17 protein-coding genes are annotated in these 18,602 nt (G+C 57.2%); 5 read left to right on the top strand and 12 right to left on the bottom strand.

Annotated features, from left to right (window positions below; all coding sequences use genetic code 11):
- Positions 1–29: 29 nt before the first annotated feature.
- Both AC2FEB_RS00410 and AC2FEB_RS00405 read right to left on the bottom strand, forming a co-directional pair.
- Complete coding sequence (locus AC2FEB_RS00410; RefSeq protein ID WP_496670802.1) at positions 30–1,856, bottom strand: BCCT family transporter; 1,827 nt, start codon at positions 1,854–1,856, stop codon at positions 30–32.
- A 423-nt stretch (positions 1,857–2,279) separates the two neighbouring features.
- Positions 2,280–3,224 carry a PDR/VanB family oxidoreductase gene (locus AC2FEB_RS00405; RefSeq protein WP_496883781.1) on the bottom strand — a complete coding sequence of 315 codons (945 nt, stop codon included), beginning with the start codon at positions 3,222–3,224 and terminating at the stop codon, positions 2,280–2,282.
- Positions 3,225–3,365: 141 nt separating this feature from the next.
- Between AC2FEB_RS00405 and AC2FEB_RS00400 the strand changes: the two genes are divergently transcribed.
- The 4 genes from AC2FEB_RS00400 to AC2FEB_RS00385 all read left to right on the top strand — a co-directional run bounded on the left by AC2FEB_RS00400 (position 3,366) and on the right by AC2FEB_RS00385 (position 7,058).
- The gene (locus AC2FEB_RS00400; protein ID WP_496670807.1) at positions 3,366–4,271 is read left to right on the top strand and encodes a LysR substrate-binding domain-containing protein; all 906 of its coding nucleotides are present in this window, start codon (positions 3,366–3,368) and stop codon (positions 4,269–4,271) included.
- Positions 4,272–4,373: 102 nt separating this feature from the next.
- Positions 4,374–5,531: an aromatic ring-hydroxylating oxygenase subunit alpha gene (locus AC2FEB_RS00395; protein WP_299898249.1), complete on the top strand. Its 1,158-nt coding sequence runs from the start codon at positions 4,374–4,376 to the stop codon at positions 5,529–5,531.
- Between the two features lie 210 nt (positions 5,532–5,741).
- Positions 5,742–5,981 (top strand): hypothetical protein, encoded by a 240-nt coding sequence (locus AC2FEB_RS00390; protein WP_117873399.1) that lies wholly within the window; start codon positions 5,742–5,744, stop codon positions 5,979–5,981.
- Positions 5,982–6,026: 45 nt separating this feature from the next.
- On the top strand, positions 6,027–7,058 hold the full coding sequence (locus tag AC2FEB_RS00385; protein ID WP_496670810.1) for a GlxA family transcriptional regulator: 1,032 nt from the start codon (positions 6,027–6,029) through the stop codon (positions 7,056–7,058).
- Here AC2FEB_RS00385 and AC2FEB_RS00380 read toward each other — a convergent pair.
- The 10 genes from AC2FEB_RS00380 to AC2FEB_RS00335 all read right to left on the bottom strand — a co-directional run bounded on the left by AC2FEB_RS00380 (position 7,017) and on the right by AC2FEB_RS00335 (position 17,431).
- Entirely contained in the window at positions 7,017–7,580 is a 564-nt protein-coding gene (locus tag AC2FEB_RS00380) for a sarcosine oxidase subunit gamma (protein ID WP_496670813.1), read from the bottom strand. The genes AC2FEB_RS00385 and AC2FEB_RS00380 overlap by 42 nt on opposite strands.
- Complete coding sequence (locus AC2FEB_RS00375) at positions 7,573–10,527, bottom strand: sarcosine oxidase subunit alpha family protein (RefSeq protein ID WP_496670816.1); 2,955 nt, start codon at positions 10,525–10,527, stop codon at positions 7,573–7,575. Before AC2FEB_RS00375 ends, AC2FEB_RS00380 begins: the two co-directional genes overlap by 8 nt.
- On the bottom strand, positions 10,524–10,811 hold the full coding sequence (locus tag AC2FEB_RS00370) for a sarcosine oxidase subunit delta (protein WP_117873407.1): 288 nt from the start codon (positions 10,809–10,811) through the stop codon (positions 10,524–10,526). The genes AC2FEB_RS00375 and AC2FEB_RS00370 overlap by 4 nt, the downstream gene beginning before the upstream one ends.
- A 12-nt stretch (positions 10,812–10,823) precedes the next feature.
- Positions 10,824–12,074: a sarcosine oxidase subunit beta family protein gene (locus tag AC2FEB_RS00365; protein WP_496670820.1), complete on the bottom strand. Its 1,251-nt coding sequence runs from the start codon at positions 12,072–12,074 to the stop codon at positions 10,824–10,826.
- Between the two features lie 288 nt (positions 12,075–12,362).
- Positions 12,363–13,607: a molybdopterin molybdotransferase MoeA gene (locus tag AC2FEB_RS00360; RefSeq protein WP_496883780.1), complete on the bottom strand. Its 1,245-nt coding sequence runs from the start codon at positions 13,605–13,607 to the stop codon at positions 12,363–12,365.
- Entirely contained in the window at positions 13,600–13,830 is a 231-nt protein-coding gene (locus AC2FEB_RS00355) for a hypothetical protein (RefSeq protein ID WP_496670824.1), read from the bottom strand. The genes AC2FEB_RS00360 and AC2FEB_RS00355 overlap by 8 nt, the downstream gene beginning before the upstream one ends.
- Before the next feature lie 15 nt (positions 13,831–13,845).
- Positions 13,846–13,995 carry a hypothetical protein gene (locus AC2FEB_RS00350; RefSeq protein ID WP_299898264.1) on the bottom strand — a complete coding sequence of 50 codons (150 nt, stop codon included), beginning with the start codon at positions 13,993–13,995 and terminating at the stop codon, positions 13,846–13,848.
- Positions 13,996–14,177: 182 nt separating this feature from the next.
- Positions 14,178–15,608 (bottom strand): NAD-dependent succinate-semialdehyde dehydrogenase, encoded by a 1,431-nt coding sequence (locus AC2FEB_RS00345; RefSeq protein ID WP_117873415.1) that lies wholly within the window; start codon positions 15,606–15,608, stop codon positions 14,178–14,180.
- 81 nt (positions 15,609–15,689) lie between these two features.
- On the bottom strand, positions 15,690–16,655 hold the full coding sequence (locus AC2FEB_RS00340) for a LysR substrate-binding domain-containing protein (RefSeq protein ID WP_496670991.1): 966 nt from the start codon (positions 16,653–16,655) through the stop codon (positions 15,690–15,692).
- 2 nt (positions 16,656–16,657) lie between these two features.
- Positions 16,658–17,431: an aspartate dehydrogenase gene (locus tag AC2FEB_RS00335; protein WP_496670827.1), complete on the bottom strand. Its 774-nt coding sequence runs from the start codon at positions 17,429–17,431 to the stop codon at positions 16,658–16,660.
- A 147-nt stretch (positions 17,432–17,578) separates the two neighbouring features.
- On the opposite strand from AC2FEB_RS00335, the gene AC2FEB_RS00330 reads away from it, so the two are divergent.
- A complete protein-coding gene (locus tag AC2FEB_RS00330; protein ID WP_496670829.1) occupies positions 17,579–18,532 on the top strand; it encodes a dihydrodipicolinate synthase family protein in 954 nt (317 codons plus the stop codon).
- Positions 18,533–18,602 lie beyond the last annotated feature (70 nt).

Raw genomic sequence — 18,602 nt, 5'->3', positions numbered from 1 at the left:
CCTGACCCGGTTTTTTCTTAAGCCTATGCTTACTCGGTTGCCTGCGTGCTGCTGGCAGAGTGCTTGTCACGCTGACTGTCGCGGAACAGCGCTTTGGCCAGCGATACGCACATCAGGCCCATCACCATTGTGAACGGAAGCGCACCGATGATCATGGCATTGCGCAGCGCGTCCATCGGGTTGTTTTCACCCGCCGCCAGGATCAGCGCGCCGATCACTGCCGTCAGGATCACACCCCAGATGATGCGGTGCTTGACACCGGTTTCCTGGCTACCACCCGACATGATGGTGTTCATGACCAGAATGCCCGAGTCCGCCGACGTCACCAGGAAGGTCATGATCAGGATCACGCACATGACGTTCAGCATGGACAGCAGCCCACCATCGATCATGTAGGACAGGGTTACGAACAGCTTGTTGGTGTTCGATGCACCGATGATCGCTCCTTCCGCCGCGCCTGCCAGTTCCAGATCGATCGCAGTGCCGCCCAGAACGGTCATCCAGGCAAAGCACACCAGCGCAGGTGCGAACACGCAGCCCAGGATGAACTCGCGAACGCTGCGACCCTTGGAGATGCGCGCCAGAAACAGACCCACGAAGGGCGAGAATGCGATCCACCATGCCCAGTAGAAGGTGGTCCAGCCTGCCTGCCAGCCAAACTGACGTCCTTGCTCACCCGCAGCATATGCCGCGGCCAAGGTTGCTTCGTCCAACTCGGCTGCCGCACCTTCCAGACCGCTTTTGAAGCCGTCAAAACTGCCCCATGCGTTGGTTGCGCCCCCCATCAGGTCTGCGGCGTGTGCTTGCGCTTCAGCCGGCAGGGCCGCTGCGAATGCTTCGGCCGACAGCGGGCCATAGGCATTAAAGCTGAGCGACAGGAACTGCAGGATATAATCGACCATCGCAGTTCCGTAGGTGGTCAAGGCAAAGACAAACGAACCGAAGACCACGAAAGTGCCCAGCAAGATGATCGACAGCACCAAGTTCAGGTTCGACAGGTACTTAACACCACGGCCGACACCAGAAACAGCCGAAATGATCGACAGGCACATGATGACCACCAAACCTGAGATCAGACCAACCTTGCTGGGGGTCGGCACCTCTCCGCCCAGATCCATGATCCACTGGATACCAGTGATGGCATAGAGGCCGTCGATGAACTGGCTGACGCCAAAACCGATGGTTACGGACACGCCGAGGATCGTTGCAACAACGCCCAAAACGTCGACCACATGGCCGAAAAAGCCGTTGACGAAGCGACCAAACAGCGGAGTCAACGCCGAGCGGATCGTCAGAGGCATGTCGCGTGTATAAGCGTAGTAGGCCAGCGACAGACCAGTCACCACGTAGATTGCCCAGGCGTGGAAGCCATAATGCAGGAAAGTGAAACGGTAGGCCGATTGCAGTGCTTCGGGCGTGTTACCTTCGACATCACCAGAAACGACAACCGGATTCGAGCCCCAAAGACCCAGCGGTTCTGCTGTCGCAAAGACCATGAGACCGACACCCAGACCGGCACCGAACATCATAGAAAACCATGAGAAGTTGGAGAACTCAGGCTTTTCCCCTGGCGTTCCCATGACCCGACGACCCGTGGAAGGAATAATCGCAACAACGGCAAGGAAAAGGAAGAAAAACCCGACAATGATGATGTAGAAGCTGTTGAAGACTTCAAGCAACTGGCTGTTCAGGCTTCCCAGTGTGCTGTTTGCATTCGCAGGGAAAACCAGGGCCCAAAGGACCAGCCCGACCATGATGGCCTTACTGATCAGGGCAATTGGGACGCTGTAGTTTTCATAGAATCCGGAATTAGCCGTTTCTATTTCAACGTCCGTGAAAGGTTCAGGTATCGACATATCGCGCGTTCCTCCTTGAGTGTCGTTTTTGTTCTTTAGAAAACAGTGCTGGAAGACACCGCGCTGCACGGTGTGGACCATCATGCACGATGCACAAACTGATGATGAGTTGTGTTCAGCCCAGGTGTGGGCTTGCAGTAAAAACGCGTGCTCCCATTACGTTCCTTACTGCAGATCTCCTCCCGATTATTCGCTGCCAGCCGACATCCCTGGTCCTAGTGATAAGTCAGCATGTCTTTGAACATGATCGCAGCGTCGTAAGTGGTTATTGGGCTTCCAACTGCGAAACACCTATAGCATGGGTTAAGTGTTCTAATTTGAAAATCCGACACTTCGATTACGTGAAACGACTATAAAACTCACTCGTTTTCTATGTTAGCGAGAACAGTGCGATGCTATGAATTGCGGTGGTTATCATACTGTCTATAGCTTCAGGACCAGTTTCTCGGACTTGGCCCGCGATACACAGGTGCACAGGAACTCGTGGCTTTCCTGTTCTTGCGGTGTGAGTATTCCGTCGCGGTGGTCGACCTTTCCTGACACCACGTCAACAATGCAGGACCCGCACAACCCTTCGGAACAGCCGAAATCGACCTGCACGCCGTTGTTTTGCAATACTTCGAGAATGGTCTCCTCTTTGCCGACCGGGTAGATCGCGCCGGTTGACTGAATTTCGACCTGGAATTCGGCGTTTGTGTCGTGCTCGATATCAGATGCGGCTGCAAATCTTTCAAAATGGATTGCACCGCCGCGCAAGGATGCACTTGCTTCAAGAACAGCATTCAGCATCGGTTCAGGTCCGCAGGTATACACATCCGCACCCATCGGCATCGATTGCATGACCGATGCCAAATCAAACTGACCGTCGGTGTCATCGCAGTGCAAATGATACCATTCATCCAATCCAAGCGTTCGGAACTGCGAATCCATCGCGGCATATTCCCTTGACCGTACCAGGTAATAGACCCGAAAATCCTGCCCTCGGTTCATCAATTCCCGCGCCATTGCCACCAGCGGCGTCGCCCCAATGCCGCCTGCAATCAACGTGACGTGCCGATCATGGCTTTCGAGTTTGAAGTGATTTCGCGGCCCGCCGATTTCGACCATCGACCCATCTTGCAACGCGTGCATCGCCACCGAGCCGCCACGCCCTGCGTCGTCACGTTTGACGGCGACATTGATCAAGCGACCGTCTTGGCTCCAGCTCCACAGTGAATACTGCCGCACCAGATCATCGGCCAGATGAACATCGACATGTGCCCCGGGTTGAAGGCCCGTGAAGCGGCTGTTTTCGACCTCAAAGCAAAAATCGGACGTGTCCGGGCTCAGCTGTGTTTTGCGCACGAGGCGAGCAACTTGTGTATCCATCACACGTCCTGTTCGTTCTTGATCGAATTCGATCCTGTATCAGACGGCAAACAGCAGGAAAAAAACATAGATTTCAATTGCAAATTTTCTCACATTCGGATGAATGGAACTCACCTCTATCCCTTGAGTAACGCAGCAGCCATGTCACGACGCCACTACAATCTTCCTCCGCTCACGACATTGTCGGCCTTTGAGGCCGCTGCCCGGCATCTCAGCTTCAAAGAAGCTGCAGGTGAACTGTCCGTTACGCCGGGTGCTGTCAGCCACCAGATAAAAGCGCTGGAAGGCGAATTGGGTTCAGCGTTGTTTGTCAGAAAGCACCGGGGCGTGGAACTGACCGAGGATGGTCAGGACCTGTTCGAAGTTCTCGGTTCGTCGTTCCGGCAGGTATCGAAGGTGCTTGAAAAGATACGAAGCGGTGATTCAGAGAATCCGGTGACGGTCGGGTCCACTACCGCTGTGGCGGCATTGTGGCTTTCTCCTTCGGTCATCCGGTTCTGGCAGGACTATCCGTACGTCAAAGTGAACCAGATGGCGCAGGACAAGCCATTCTCGGACAGACCGGATATCGACTTTTTCATCCGCTATGGCCGTGACGTGAACTCGCAGCTGAACCATACCAAACTGTACCGTGATACTTTGACGCCAGTCTGTAGTCCCGAGATGGCCTTGGAACTGAAGGGGGCAAGCCTGGAAGATCTGGTCGAGCGTCGCCTGATCCACCTTGAAACGCAGGACAACACCTGGACCACCTGGCCATCTTGGTTTCACGACGTTGGATACACCGGAGTTGTACCGGTGCAGTCGCGCGTGAACAGCTATGCGTTGGCGTTGCAGTTGGCCCGCAAAGGGGCTGGACTTGCATTGGGGTGGAAACGCTTGATCCAACCCATGTTGACCTCGGGAAAACTTGTTGCGCTGGAAGAATTCAGCATACCCGCCCCGAACAATTTTTATCTCGTCGGTCGCCCGGACGACCAACTGACAGAAGGTGCCCTGGCCTTGAAAAACTGGTTGCTGGATGAATTGTCCGGGAGTTCGGTTTAGTTTGCCTCAATCGGTCATTAGGTTTTTTGATATTGAATGAAGCTGGCTCGACCGGCCAATGGGGTAACGTTTAACGCATTCCGAATTACTCAGGAGCAACCGATGAACAAGCATTCAAGGCTTTCGTCTGTTCTGACCCCGGTAAACACCGCCAAGGGTCTGCCGAACGAGCATTATGTCGATCCCGCTGTCTTCGCCGAGGAACGGGATGCGGTCCTGTTTGCGAACTGGTCTGGCATCGGTTTCGGCAAGGACATTCCCGAAGCGGGTGATGCCTATCCGATCGACTTTCTTGGCACGCCGCTTCTGATGGTGCGCGACCGTGACGGACAGATAGGTGTTTTCCAGAACACCTGTCGTCATCGCGGAATGATTTTGGTCGACAAGCCGCAGAAAATCCGTGGCGCGATCCGTTGCCCCTATCACAGCTGGTGCTATGGCCTGAATGGCGAGTTGCGCACTGCGCCGCATGTCGGCGGCCCCGGACGGAACACGCATGAAGATCTGGACTTCGCCGAACTGGGCCTGATCCGCATTCGTTCTTATGTCTGGCGTGACGTTATCTTCGTCAATGTGGATGGCAAAGCCCCGGAATTCGAAGAGGTCCATGGCGAGTTGATGGAACGCTGGAAAGATTTCGATCAGCCGATGTATCATGGCGGTGCCGGCGCGTCTGTCCGGCTGGAGCTGGAGTCGAACTGGAAACTGGCGGTCGAGAACTTCTGCGAAAGCTATCACTTGCCTTGGGTTCACCCGGGTCTTAACAGCTATTCGCGCCTAGAAGACCACTACAACATCAATGAACTGGGCAAGTATTCGGGTCAGGGCACTTATGTTTATCGTCAGTTCGAAGGTCAGAACGGCGAGAAACTGGATGACTTCCAGAACCTGAGCGAACAGTGGCACGAAGGTGCGGAATACATCGTCGTGTACCCAAACACCCTGCTGGGTGTTCAGCGCGACCATGGCTTTGCCTTCATCATCGATCCGATCACCCATGAGAGGTCGAATGAGAGGATCGAGTTGTACTACACCAAAAAACCGGAAGACGCACCCGAGCACGAAGCGTTGCGCGCAAAGAACGCGCAGCTTTGGAAAACCGTTTTCGAAGAGGATGTGTTCGTGGTTGAGGGCATGCAGAAGGGCCGTCATGGTGTCAAATTCGACGGCGGCCGCTTCTCGCCTGCGATGGATGGTCCAACGCATTGTTTTCACCACTGGGTGGCAACACAGATCGAACAGGCCCGCGAAGAGGCATAGGCGACTTTCTACAGTACAGTCTGGCCCGATCCCAGGTGGTGGCGCACATGCCGAGGGCGGGTCAGATCTCTAACAGAAAGTGTTTGCTGGCGAACTCTCGACCCTGTTTGGTGGCGTTGGAAAATCCGGTTTCAGGCGCGAGAAAGGACTGAAAGCGTTGTATAAATACATGCGCACCAAAAACATCGCGATATCGCTGAAAGGCTGACCTTGGATCTTCAAGAACTCGATGACCAACTGCTGCAGGCCCATGCGGATAGCGATCTGCCGGCGCTGATCCGACTGTACCACGAAGCGGCCAGCCAGGCCGAACAACGTCGGGATCATGACGCGGCCTGTTTCTATCTGACACATGCGTTCGTATTTGCACTGGAATACGGATCCCCCGAAGCGGATGAACTGAACCGCAAACTATACGAACGCGGTCGCGCCCATCGTTTGGCGTTCTGATGAAACCGGTATAACTGGGTTATTGCGGTGGCAAAGAGACAAAGCATGACTCATTTCACATTTCTATGCCTTGAAGACTTCCCGGTTGCTGCCCTGTCCATGGCCATCGACCCGTTACGCGTGGCCAATGAGATCAGCCGCAGGGATGGTCTTGGCTGGACCGTCGTATCAGAAGATGGGCAACCGGTCATGTCCAGCTCACGCCTCAGCTTCAATCCCGACAAGGCATTGTCCGAGGTGGATGAGACAGATGTGGTATTGGTCTTTGCCGGGGCGTCAACCCGGTTCAGGGATCGCAAGGCGTCAGGCGGAGCGCTGCGACGGCTTTTGTCCCATGGCGTGCGGATCGGTTCCGTCAGCGGTTCACTTTTTGCGCTGGCGGAAGAGAGGTTCTTCGATGGTTACAGCTGTAGCGCGCATTTCTGCTATACCGCTGCTTTGAAAGAACAATTTGACAGAGTGACCCTGTGTGACACGCTCTATACCATAGATCGCAACCGAATGTCGTTTGCCGGAACTTCGGCGGTGTTTGAATTTATGCTGGGCGTAATTTCGGATGAGGTATCCGATGCGGTTGCCGTCGAAACGGCCTGCTGGTTTCAATACGCGACTTTGCGTGATGCAGGTACTTTGCAGGTTCTGCCGGGGTATAGCAAAGATCAAACCCGGAATGGCCTGCCACGCCCGGTTCGGCGGGCCATCGAGTTGTTCGCAAACAATATCGAAAACAAGATCTCAATCGAGCAGGTCTCGAAACTCGTTGGTATGTCCATGCGGCAATTGGAACGGCATTTCAAAAAAGAAACCGGAATCAGCCCCGGTGGGTATTATCGCAGATTGCGGCTGGATGCGGCGCGGCAGAAGCTGCTTTATACCGACCAGTCCCTGCAGGAAATCGCGCTGTCGGTCGGGTATGACAGCGCCAGTTCATTCTCAAGCAATTACCGGCGGGAATTCGGCCTGCCTCCAACACAAGAGCGCAAGGAAAGAAGCCGCGGTGCAAGACACGCGGCCTTGTCCTTTGGTCAACGTCCGTCAAAGGGCTTTGGCCACCTCGGTCAGCATGTGGTGAACTGAAATCGCGTAGCTGCGTGGCGCGTAGATCGAGAAATCCGTTCCTGCCTCATTACAACGCAACAGGCATCCCACATGATGGATTGCAGTGCGGTTGAAGGCTCCGGCCTGCATCTGCTCGACATCCAGAACCGTCAAGCGTTGCAGTAGGTCGATGGCACCCTGCCCGGTCATGTCGATGCGTGTAAACACGTCCGACTGATCGGTCACGGACGCTATGCCAGCGAACTCGACCGCCATCCTCCGGGCCAGCTCCAATGGGCCTGTGTATGTTTCTTCGCACAGGTACTGATCCGGGCCCAACCAGTGCAGACTGCTGGTTTCGCTCTGTTCCCATTGCCCCGCGTCAGGCGCCGGGACTCCACAAACGGTTTGAAGCCTGGCCTTCACAGCTTCTTCTTGTCCCAGTCTTGCCGAAACGGATGCCAGTGCCACATCCTCTCGTTCTTGAAAGGTCAGAGGTCCGACCACGTCCCGTTTTGGTTCGGTGCCGCCAATGGCGGTCTTGGCAACAAAATCACGCACGGAGCCGTTCTCCTTCGGGGTCAACGAAATGCGCGCTGACAAGCGTCGCTTTGATGTTGGTGTCATCCACCGGGCTGACAATCTGCACGGTGTCGCCCAATCGCTGCGCCCCGCGTTTTACAAAGGCCAGGCCGATGCTGCTGGACAGGTGCGGCGAATAGGCAGCCGAAGTGACATAGCCCAAATCATTTTCCGGCAGGTGTGGCGCACCGTCGTCAAACACATGGCCGCCTGCCAGCACGGTATCGGCGTTTCTGACCGGCTGGATGCCGACCAAAGCCAGACCATCCGGGTCTGAAAGAGCCTCTCGCCCGCTGAGGGTCGCACCGATACTGTCCTTCTTGGTTGAGACCATGCGCCCCATGCCCAGATTGTGGGCGCTAGTGGTTCCGTTCAGTTCGTTTCCGGTGGCGTGCCCCTTTTCAATCCGCAGAACGCCAAGCGCTTCGGTGCCATACGGGGATACGCCCAAGGATTCTCCAAGCGCCATCAAATGTCGTATCAGCGCGTCACCGTACCGGGTTGGCACAGCCAGTTCATAGGCCAGTTCGCCCGAGAACGAGATGCGGAACAACCGCGCCGGGATACCCCCGGCAATGGTCACCTCTCGACACGCCATGAACGGGAAGCCTTCGTTGCAGACGTCAATACCATCATCGACAGCCTTGTGCACCAACTCGCGTGATTTCGGGCCCGCTATGGCAAATTGCGCCCAAGCGTCGGTGGTCGAGATCATCTGCACATCCAAGTCCGGGAACAGACATTGATGCACGAATTCCATGTGGCGATAGACGGCCACAGCGTTGGCGGTTGTGGTGGTGACCACAAAGTGATCCTCGGCCAGGCGGGCGGCGGTGCCGTCATCCATGGCTATGCCGTCTTCGCGCAGCATCAGACCATAGCGGGTTTTGCCCACCGGCAGTTTGGCGAAGCCGTTGCAATAGATCTTGTTGAGGAATTCCGCGGCATCCGCGCCCTGCACGTCGATTTTGCCCAGCGTGGTCACGTCGCAAACGCCGACACCGTTGCGTACTGCCAGAACCTCGCGGTCCACCGACTCGCGCCAATGGGTTTCACCAGCCTTGGGGAACCATTGCGCGCGCATCCAGGGGCCCACCTCGACGAATACCGCGCCCTGTTCTTCAGCCCATTGGTGGCTGGGCGTCAGTCGCGTAGGTTTGAACTCTTTCCCGACCGAGCGCCCGGCCCAGGCGCCCATCGCCACAGGCGTGTAAGGTGGCCGGAAGATGGTTGTGCCGGTTTCGGGAATGCTCTTGCCGGTGATCTCGGCCATCACGGCCAGCGCGCCGACATTCGCGGTTTTGCCCTGATCGGTCGCCATGCCAAGAGTTGTATAGCGTTTCAGATGCTCGACACTGCGAAACCCTTCCTGTTCGGCCAGTTTGACGTCCTTTACGGTCACGTCATTCTGGAAATCCAGCCAGGCGCGGCCTTTGCCGGGCACGTTCCAGAACGGGGTGATACGGATCGCATCATCCTCAGCTTCCGGCAGGTCGACCGGGCAGGCCGTAATCCCCAATCCGTCCAGCGCCGCAAGTGCCGCATTGGTGCCCGAGGCGATCGCCCCGTGGCTGGTCAGGTTGCCAGCGGCGGCACCGGCGACAACCATACCCTTCGGCAACTCGGCCGGCGGGATGAAGGCTGCAAGCGGTTCGAACCATTGCGGGCGACCGCGTTGGTGGCATGTCAGTTGCACATTCGGGTTCCATCCACCCGAAACGCCCAGACCGCTGACTTCAATCGGGCGGGTCTGACCATCGGCCATCTGCACGGTGATCGATTTCAGCCCCAGACGCCCCTGCGCGCCGATGACTTGCGCACCCGCCAGCAATTCACATTCGGCGATGCGCGGAGCATCGCGGCGCGGGTCGATAACAGCGACAACCTTGATCCCGGCTTTGATCAGATCCTGCGCGGCGCGGTGTCCTTCATCGTTGTTGGTGAAGATCGCCACGCGCTTGCCCGGTGTCACAGCCCAGCGGATTGCATAGGCCCGCATCGCGCCCGCCAGCATTATGCCCGGTCGGTCGTTGTTTTCGAAAGCAATCGGACGTTCGGTAGAGCCGGCACAAAGCACCGAGTGCTTCGCGTAAATGCGCCACAGAATCTGGCGTGGTTTCCCCGCTTCGGGCACTGCAAGGTGATCCGAGAAGCGCTCAAGCGCTCCGTGAATGCCGTGATCATAGGCGCCGAACACAGTGGTGCGCGTCAGAAGGCGCACATTGTCCATCGACGCCAGCTCTCCCAGTGTCTGCGCGACCCAATCCGCATTCGAAATACCCTCGAACCGGTTACAGTCAGACAACAGACGCCCACCCATCCGGCTGTCCTCATCGGCCAGAATGACCCGCGCGCCAGACCGCGCCGCCGTCAAGGCTGCGATCAGGCCAGAAGGACCGGCTCCGATAACCAGTACGTCGCAATGCAAATAGCCTTTGTCGTAGATGTCCGGGTCAGCTTCTTTCGTCAGGCTGCCCAGACCGGCCGCCTTGCGGATCATCGGCTCATAGAGCTTTTCCCAGAACGCCTTGGGCCACATGAAGGTCTTGTAATAGAAACCCGCCGTCAAAAACGGTGAGAACCGGTCATTGATTGACAGCGCGTCGAAGGCGAGCGAGGGCCAGCGGTTCTGCGATGTCGCCTCGAGCCCGTCGAACAATTCAATTGTGGTCGCGCGTGTGTTCGGTTCCTGCCGGTTGCCTGTGCGCAGCTCAACCAGCGCGTTGGGTTCTTCCGAGCCCGAGGCCAGCACACCGCGTGGGCGGTGGTATTTGAACGAGCGGCCAACCAACCGTACGTCATTGGCCAGCAGAGCCGAGGCCAGCGTGTCGCCCTGATAACCTTCGTAGGATCTGCCATCGAAGGTAAAGCGCAGCTTTTTGGACCGGTCGATCAGACCGCCCTGCAAACGATTGTTCTGGGTCATTTTCCCCGCCCCGTCTTGCGGGCTACATCCCGCGCCAGTTCTGTTGCCAGAATTTCATGGGTCAGCGTGTTGCGTGTCACAACAAGCCACGAGCGGTCGCCCTGCTCGTGAAACCACAACTCACGATGGGTTCCTGCGGGGTTGTCGCGCAGGTAGAGATAGTCGTGAAACTCTGCGGCAGCCGAGTCTGATTGCCAGTCGGGCCGATTGATCAGGCTCGCGTCACCCAGATAGGTGAATTCGGATGCGTCTCGCGGGCCAAGCAATGGATGATTTATGATCATGTCCGGGCCTCCTCAGTGCAGGTTGGGCTGTGCGCCCACGCCTTTTTCGTCAATCATCCGTCCGGTTTTGAACCGGTCCAGACGATAGGCAGTTGCAACTTCATGCGGTCGGTCGGTGGCCATAAGATGCGCGAAACAAAAACCAGATGCTGGCGTTGCCTTGAAACCGCCGTAGCACCAGCCACCATTGAAATAGAGCCCGTCAATTCCGGTGTGATCTATGAACGGCGAGCCATCCATCGACATATCCATCACACCGCCCCACATCCGCAGCAGGCGCGCGCGGCCAATCATCGGCATCAGGGACATGCCACCTTCGGCCACATCCTCAACCACAGGCAGGTTGCCGCGTTGGGCGTAGGTGTTATAGCCATCGATATCGCCACCAAAGACCAGCCCGCCCTTGTCCGATTGGCTGACATAGAAATGTCCGGCGCCATAAGTTATCACCCCGTCAAGAACCGGTTTCAGCCCTTCGGTCACAAAAGCCTGTAGCACGTGGCTTTCGATCGGCAGACGCATTCCCGCCTGAGCCATCACGCGGCCGGAAGAACCGGCCACCGCCACGCCCACCTTCTTGGCGCCGATATATCCCCGTGTGGTTTCAACACCCAGCAGTTTTCCGTTTTCGATGCGGAACCCGGTGACTTCGCAATTCTGGATGATGTCGACACCCCGTTGATCCGCGGCACGGGCATAGCCCCAGGCCACACCGTCATGACGCGCCGTGCCGCCACGACGGTGCAAAAGACCGCCCTTGATCGGAAAGCGCGCATCGTCAAAGTTCAGGAACGGATACATCGCGCGAACGCCGTCCGTATCCAGAAGTTCGGCCCCAGAACCGGTGAACATCATTGCATTGCCACGGCGGCGATACGCGTCACGCTGCGCATCCGTGTGACAAAGGTTCAGAATACCGCGCTGGCTGACCATCGCATTGTAGTTCAGGTCCTGCTCCAGGTTCTCCCACAGTTTCAGCGACAGTTCATAGAAAGGCTGGTTGCCCTCCAACAGGTAATTGGCGCGAATGATCGTCGTGTTCCGCCCCACGTTACCGCCGCCGATCCAGCCTTTTTCCAGAACGGCCACTCTTGCGGCGTTGTGTTCCTTGGCCAGATAGTATGCCGTAGCAAGGCCATGACCGCCGCCGCCAATCACGATGAAGTCATAGCTTGATTGAGGTTCGGGATCGCGCCATGCCGGTGTCCAGCCCCGGTGCCCGTTCAAAACCTGCCGCATGATCGCGAGTGCCGAATACCGCATATGGATGAGTCCTTAACCCTTTGTGCGTCGATGCATCTTGAGCCACCTGAACGGACTCAGTCACGGCGTAATCCGTCACAGAGTTTATCAGTTGCGACAATTTTCAGGCTCGTGTTCGGTTAGACTGTTGGACGACTGAGCAAATTACCAATGCATGGGTCACGGGCCCGTGCAGCCATCGCGCGAAGATCAACGTTCCGTGCGAAGCCGCCCGGCCATCGTCCGGTTGTCTTCCGTGATTCCGGGGTTGTTGTTACAACGCCATAGGCACCGCCGCGTGTGTGGGGATCAAAACCGCAACAATTCAAGCGTGTGCCCTGCGGGCAGGTCCTCGGCCTCTGCCGGTATGATCACCAACCCGTCTGCCTGCGCCAGCAAAGCCACACGGCCACTGTAGGATGGTGCCATAAGACGCAACCTCGGAAGGCCATCCGGCGAGGTGCCGTCAATCTGGACCGGTCGATATTCCTGCCGGCCCGCGTGACGATGCAAGGGTTCGGCCAGCACCGCCTGCACAGGTGTCTGAGGCATGTGACGCAGACCCGCGCGGCGCGCGATCATCTGCGATCCGATTATCTGCCATGTCACGTAAGCCGAAACCGGGTTGCCTGGCAGACCAACATAGAGAGCACGTCCGCGCCGCCCGAACATGACCGGTTTCCCTGGCTTCATCGCGACTTTCATGACATCGGTTTCGCCGCCGATCTCGCTGAACAGTCGGGGCATGTGATCTTCATCCCCTACGGACACTCCCCCGGTTGTAACGATCATATCCGAGGTATCGCATGCCTCGCGCAGAACCCGTCCAAGACGGGCCGGGTCATCTTCGACCGGCCCCCGGTCGTTCAGTTCGATCCAGGGTTTTTGCAACAACGCCAGCAGCATATAACGGTTCGAGTTGTAGATTTGGCCGAGGCCAAGGGGTTCGCCCGGTTGGCGCAGCTCGCTGCCTGTCGAAAAGATCGTAACCTTCAGTTTTCGGAACACCAAGACCTCGCCGTACCCGGCGGATGCCAGGGCTGCCACCTCACGCGGTCCAATTTCGCAACCGCGCTGCAGAATCGGATCCCCAGCAAAAAGATCTTCCCCCGCACGCCGGATATTCTGGCCGGGTTTGGGGCGGCGGCTGAATCGAACCCTGTCGATCACGAGATCGCAATCTTCCTGCATCAGCACAGCATCGAAGTCAGGCGGCACAGGAGCCCCCGTAAAGATGCGCAAAGCGCTGCCTTCGGGTGCATCATGGTCACCGCGGTCGCCCGCAGCCACGCGTCCGGCCACGGGAAGTTCGAATACCGGTCCGTCGCCCAGATCTCTGGTGCGGATGGCATAGCCATCCATGGCAGAGTTGTCGAAGGCGGGCATGTCGACCTTACTGGTGCAATCCTCGGCCAGAACCCGGCCTATCGCCTGTTTCAGCGGCAAAGTCTCGGTTTCAGTAAGAGGATCGGCCACAGAAAGACCGCGCTCAAGGGCGTGATCTACACTCAGATACACGTTGGCGTGGCGGTCACATGCACATCCATCAGCCATGTTGATCCTCCAAATATGCAAAGAAGTCTTGGAGCCCTGTAACCCCGGCAGGGATTTGCGGTGACCTCAGCTCAAACCGAAAGGCGTGGATTGGTGTGTCCGCCTTCGGGTCGATGCTCTGATGTATTACAGCGGCCTCGGAGATAACCTTGGCCGATGCAGCGTGGGCAAAGACCCAGAGTCCGGCAAGGATTGCTGCAGTGTGTTTCAGCGAAGCATTCATCTGTCCCTCCGGAGTTCAGGCCGCCCGGCAGGAATCCCCCAGCAGGTCAGCCAGAACGCTGATCATCACCGGCAAAAGGGAGCGATGGTTTTTGTCGCACAGTCCGGCTAGAAATTCCCGGCCAATGGACATCACGTCAGGCGTACTGTCATTGACATAGGTCATGACCCGCTGTTCGGGGCCTTTGTCAGCAAGGGCACTATGGCCGCCTCTGTTGCTTCCACAGGTTCTGAAATCACAACCGAAGCCGCGCACTGTTCGTTGCGTTGCCCTTTGGTCGGTTTCGAAAGAAAAAGCCTGGCACGGCCATGAAAAAGTGAACGAGCACGAGGATCGGGATCTCTTTTTCAGATGATCTTAGCCGAATGCCAGACGTTCTTGACCGTCATGTAATTCTCAAGGCCTTCGGTTCCGCCTTCCCGACCATAGCCACTGGATTTCACGCCTCCAAAGGGTGTTTCAGGCATGGATGCTTCAAGTGTGTTGATCGACAGATTGCCGACCTCGACCTCGTCGATCAGACGGTCGATATAATCCGCCCGGTTGGTGAAAGCGTATCCGGCCAGACCGTAGGGAACTGAATTCGCCAGATCGATTGCCTCATCCAGCGAAGCCACCGAATTGATCACGGCAACCGGTCCAAACGGCTCCTCGCGCATGATCCGCGCCGTTTCGGGAACGTTCAATAGCACCGTGGGTTCAAAGAAATATCCCCGTTCACCAAGCCGCGATCCGCCGGTAGCAAGCGTTGCCCCCTGTGCCACCGCGTCTTCAACCAGTTCTGTCAAAGCCGGCACGCGCCGGTCGTTGGCCGTTGGGCCCATTTCAACCGTTGCTTCAAGCCCATTGCCGACGACTGTGGCTTTAGCCCGCGCGGTAAACCCAGCCGCATAGGCGTCAAATATACTCTCATGCGCGAAGAAACGGGTTGGCGACGTGCAGACCTGACCGGTATTGCGCGTTTTGCGCACCGCGCTTGAAACAGCCGCTGATTGCACATCCGTATCTTCGCAAACAATGACCGGCGCATGGCCGCCCAACTCCATAAGCACTCGGGTGTCATGCCGGGCCGCCAAAGTGGTCAAATGGCGCCCAACGGTTGTCGAGCCTGTGAAGGCCACCAAGCGAACGGGGTCCTGCGGGATCAGGTGGCCGGATATCTCGGACGGTTCACCGAACACTAAATTCAGAACCCCCGGAGGCAGACCGGCATCTTCGAACGCTTTTGCTATGTGTAAAGCTCCGGCTGGCGTTTCTTCCGCAGCCTTCAGGATCACCGAACAGCCAGAGGCCAAAGCACCGGCGATTTTCCGGGCAGGTTGGCTCATGGGGAAGTTCCACGGCGAGAACGCGGCGACAACGCCAACAGGCTGGTGATGAACTGCAAACTTGTGACCCTGAGCGGCCGGAATGATCCTCCCATAGGTCCGCATCGCCTCGCCCGCATCCCATTCAAAGAACTCGGCACCGCGAATGACCTCCAGCCGGGCCTGCTTTAGGGGTTTGCCATGTTCCAGAGTGATGGAATGCGCGATTTCTTCCTGTCGCTGACGCATGAGGGCTGCCGCCCGCAGGATCGTATCCGCACGCTCACGCGGCGGTGTACGGCGCCACAGTCGAAAGCCTTCGACGGCCGCTTGCAGCGCGTCGTCCAGGTCTTTCACCGATGCGCAAGGCAATCGACCGAGTTCTTCCTCGGTCGCCGGGTTGACAACCGGGATATCGCGACCGGTTTTTCGCCACGTGCCGCCGATGAAAAGCTTGAGCTCTGGATACATGAAATCGGGGCCTCCGTTTGCCTTGATTTTTGATCGCTCGATGCCTCGTATTACTTCAAGCGCATTGCGCGAATACGGATATCAATTTGGCGAATATCTGGTCTGTCTGCTCTGCGCCGCGCGATGCAGAGCCGTTTTGAAAGCTCGCCCCGCAGGCGACAGATCGTCGTCCGCACGGAAGGACACCCCTATTGGCCCTTGCCCAAACGGAACCACCCAGGCGAGCTGGGCAAGATGCCCATTTTCGATATCCTGGGCGACGACCTCGGCAGGCATTAGGCCGATCAGGTCACGTGATTGCAGCAGCGCCCGGTTCGTCAGATAGGACACGGATTCAATCGCGACCGGTGGCACATATTGCTGCTGACCGACAAAAAAATGATCCGCCTGACGTCGCAACGTTGTCTCTTGCGGGGGGAGGATCCAGCCAAACGGTTTGGTTTGCGCAAAGGTCACGGCGTCCCGGCCCGCCAGTGGGTGCCGAGGGCCTACAATGGCCAATATCCGATCCTCGAACAGTTTTTCCTGCCGAATCTTGTCACGATGCCGGTGCGACGGCAGACGTCCTACAATCAAGTCGATCTCACCCGACAGAAGCCGAGGCATAAGTACCTCGTTGGTCCCTTCGCTGATCTTGACCGCGACGTTCGGGCGGTCTTCCAGCAGCAGTTCAATGGCGGCAGGTAGCAGGCTGGTGGACGCCGCAAGCAACGTGCCCACCACGACACGGCCGGAGTTTCCTTCGTTCAGATCGTCCAGTTCCTGCGCGGCATTTGAAACCTGTGCAAATATCAGTTTCCCGTGACGTATGAGAGTTTCGCCAAAAACGGTTGGCACAACTCCTCGATTGGTGCGTGTGAACAGTTTGACTTCAAAGTCCAGCTCAAGATCCTGAATCATCTTGGTTGCTGCTGGTTGAGATATTCCCAACTCCCGCGCGGCATTCTGAATGTTTCCATGCGCGCCCACCGCGACTAGCAGACGCAGTTGTCGCAGTTTCAGACGGGTCAAGGCGCGGTCCACGATGCGAGAATGACGCCCCACCATGGCTACAGCACAATCGGCTTGCAAAGCTGATCCAGCTTGGACAGCACGCTCATGGCCGCAAGCGCCGAGCTTCGCGGGTTGTCGGGCAGCGCGGTTCCGCTGATCCTAAACTGAAAAGTGCCAAAATCACCTTCGGCCTCAACCTCGTGAATGTTCTTGTGGATCGTCGGATCGGCGATCAGACGAACCTGTGTGCTGTCGAATCCCACACCTGCCAAGGCGACGGCAGCGGCGACATTTGCGTTCTTGGGGTAAGCCAAAGCCGCCTCTCGCGCGGAACCCTGAAAATGAGTTTCAGCCGCGGTGATACTGCTGAGGTCAAGACTGTGTTCAGCAAGTGATCCTTTCCACCCCGCCGGCGGCTTGCGCCCCACATATGTAACGGATTTGAGCGGACCGACCGCTGCGGCGCTGAGGCAGTCCAGCCCGCCTATGGCACCGCTTGCCAGATGCAGCCGAGCCCCACCCTTTCGCGCGGCCCTGTCCAGCCGGCCACTGACCTGCTGATCCGCAAGTGCCCCGGCAGAGACACTGATGATATCCAGCCCTCGCGCCAGAATTTCCGGACCCAACCCGGCCAATGCCTCGTGCCCCGCGCAATCCAGAACCACTTCGATTCCGGCCGGCAGGTCATCAACCGAACCGACTGACATAGGCGATTTTGGATCAACGCGCTGTGGCCTGACCAGAATGGCCGCCAACTCATGCCCATGTTCTGGCAACATGCGCTGCACATATTGCGCGATTGCGCCGGTTCCAATGACTGCGATCTTCATGTCTCGACCCTAGACCAGCATTGAAAAAATCTGAATTGGTAAGTTGGTGATATATGTTTTTCAGATAGCCATTTCTCTAAAATAGCGCTGGATCGACCCGCTCAGTGTGCTTTTCTTCATATCAATGCCACTGGGACCACGGTGAAAATGAAGTACTCAAAACACGACGCGAAGGCCTATGCCCGCGAACATATGGCTGGGATATGGGCAGCTGCATTGAACCCGTTCAATGATGACCTGTCTCTGGATGAATCGGGACTGCGCGCCAACATCCGCCATTGGATCGATGACCTGGACATCCAGGGCCTGTTCGTCGCCGGCAAACAGGGCGAATTTTTTTCAATGAGCATCGAAGAGCGCAAGCGTAACTTCGAAATCGCGGTCGACGAATGCGCAGGCGAAGCCGGTGTAATCGTCTCGGTCTCGGACCAGAACATGAATACTGCGTTGGACCTGGCGCATTACGCCCAGAATTGCGGTGCAGATTACATCGTTCTTCACGCCCCGGTTCTGAGTTTCGTACAGGATCGTGGCGAGGTCTTGTATCAGTACTACAAGCGCTTCTGCGATGAGCTGGATATCGGCATCGCCATGTGGAGCCATCCTGACAGCGGCTATTTGATGCAACCTGAAGAATGCGCCCGCATTGCTGATTTGCCGAATATCGTAGCCATTAAGTATTCGGTTCCGCGTGAGATGTACGTGAAGCTGACCCATATGGTGGGCGACAGGATCCACGTCTCGACTTCGGCCGAACATGAATGGCTGGACAACATACTGGAACTGGACTGGAAGCTGTATCTCTGCTCCTCTCCGCCCTACCAACTGCAAAGCACGGTCGATCGGAGAATGAACGAATACACACGTCTGGCCTTTGCGGGACAGGCGGATGAAGCGCGGCGTGTCTTTGACAGTCTGAACCCAGTCCGCAATGCGATGAAACGCGCCCGTCCTGCGGGCAAACCCACTGCATTCGGAAAATACTGGCAAGAGTTGTTGGGTCAGGTCGGTGGCCGTGTGCGCCCGCCGATGCTGGAACTGACCGACGCGGAAAAAGCGATCATTCGCAAAGCATTTGATGAAAGCGGGCTGCGCGTCTGAGCCGGGTGAGGCCTAGCAGTATAAGGAAATCGGATAGCGAGATGCTGAAAATTTCTTTGCGGTTATGGAA

The organism is Ruegeria sp. YTSC106, assembly GCF_059609765.1.
Note: the sequence above shows the minus strand (reverse complement) of the source record. Positions and strands in the feature narration are given on the sequence as shown.

What these genes read in the sequence shown, in the direction of transcription:
- AC2FEB_RS00335 (WP_496670827.1), bottom strand. Translation starts at nt 17,431, where the DNA reads ATGAAGATCGCAGTCATTGGAACCGGCGCAATCGCGCAATATGTGCAG.
- AC2FEB_RS00360 (WP_496883780.1), bottom strand. Translation starts at nt 13,607, where the DNA reads ATGGCTGATGGATGTGCATGTGACCGCCACGCCAACGTGTATCTGAGT.
- AC2FEB_RS00340 (WP_496670991.1), bottom strand. Translation starts at nt 16,655, where the DNA reads ATGGTGGGGCGTCATTCTCGCATCGTGGACCGCGCCTTGACCCGTCTG.
- AC2FEB_RS00355 (WP_496670824.1), bottom strand. Translation starts at nt 13,830, where the DNA reads ATGAATGCTTCGCTGAAACACACTGCAGCAATCCTTGCCGGACTCTGG.
- AC2FEB_RS00330 (WP_496670829.1), top strand. Translation starts at nt 17,579, where the DNA reads ATGAAGTACTCAAAACACGACGCGAAGGCCTATGCCCGCGAACATATG.
- AC2FEB_RS00345 (WP_117873415.1), bottom strand. Translation starts at nt 15,608, where the DNA reads ATGTATCCAGAGCTCAAGCTTTTCATCGGCGGCACGTGGCGAAAAACC.
- AC2FEB_RS00375 (WP_496670816.1), bottom strand. Translation starts at nt 10,527, where the DNA reads ATGACCCAGAACAATCGTTTGCAGGGCGGTCTGATCGACCGGTCCAAA.
- AC2FEB_RS00410 (WP_496670802.1), bottom strand. Translation starts at nt 1,856, where the DNA reads ATGTCGATACCTGAACCTTTCACGGACGTTGAAATAGAAACGGCTAAT.
- AC2FEB_RS00400 (WP_496670807.1), top strand. Translation starts at nt 3,366, where the DNA reads ATGTCACGACGCCACTACAATCTTCCTCCGCTCACGACATTGTCGGCC.
- AC2FEB_RS00405 (WP_496883781.1), bottom strand. Translation starts at nt 3,224, where the DNA reads ATGGATACACAAGTTGCTCGCCTCGTGCGCAAAACACAGCTGAGCCCG.
- AC2FEB_RS00385 (WP_496670810.1), top strand. Translation starts at nt 6,027, where the DNA reads ATGACTCATTTCACATTTCTATGCCTTGAAGACTTCCCGGTTGCTGCC.
- AC2FEB_RS00350 (WP_299898264.1), bottom strand. Translation starts at nt 13,995, where the DNA reads ATGACCTATGTCAATGACAGTACGCCTGACGTGATGTCCATTGGCCGG.
- AC2FEB_RS00395 (WP_299898249.1), top strand. Translation starts at nt 4,374, where the DNA reads ATGAACAAGCATTCAAGGCTTTCGTCTGTTCTGACCCCGGTAAACACC.
- AC2FEB_RS00370 (WP_117873407.1), bottom strand. Translation starts at nt 10,811, where the DNA reads ATGATCATAAATCATCCATTGCTTGGCCCGCGAGACGCATCCGAATTC.
- AC2FEB_RS00365 (WP_496670820.1), bottom strand. Translation starts at nt 12,074, where the DNA reads ATGCGGTATTCGGCACTCGCGATCATGCGGCAGGTTTTGAACGGGCAC.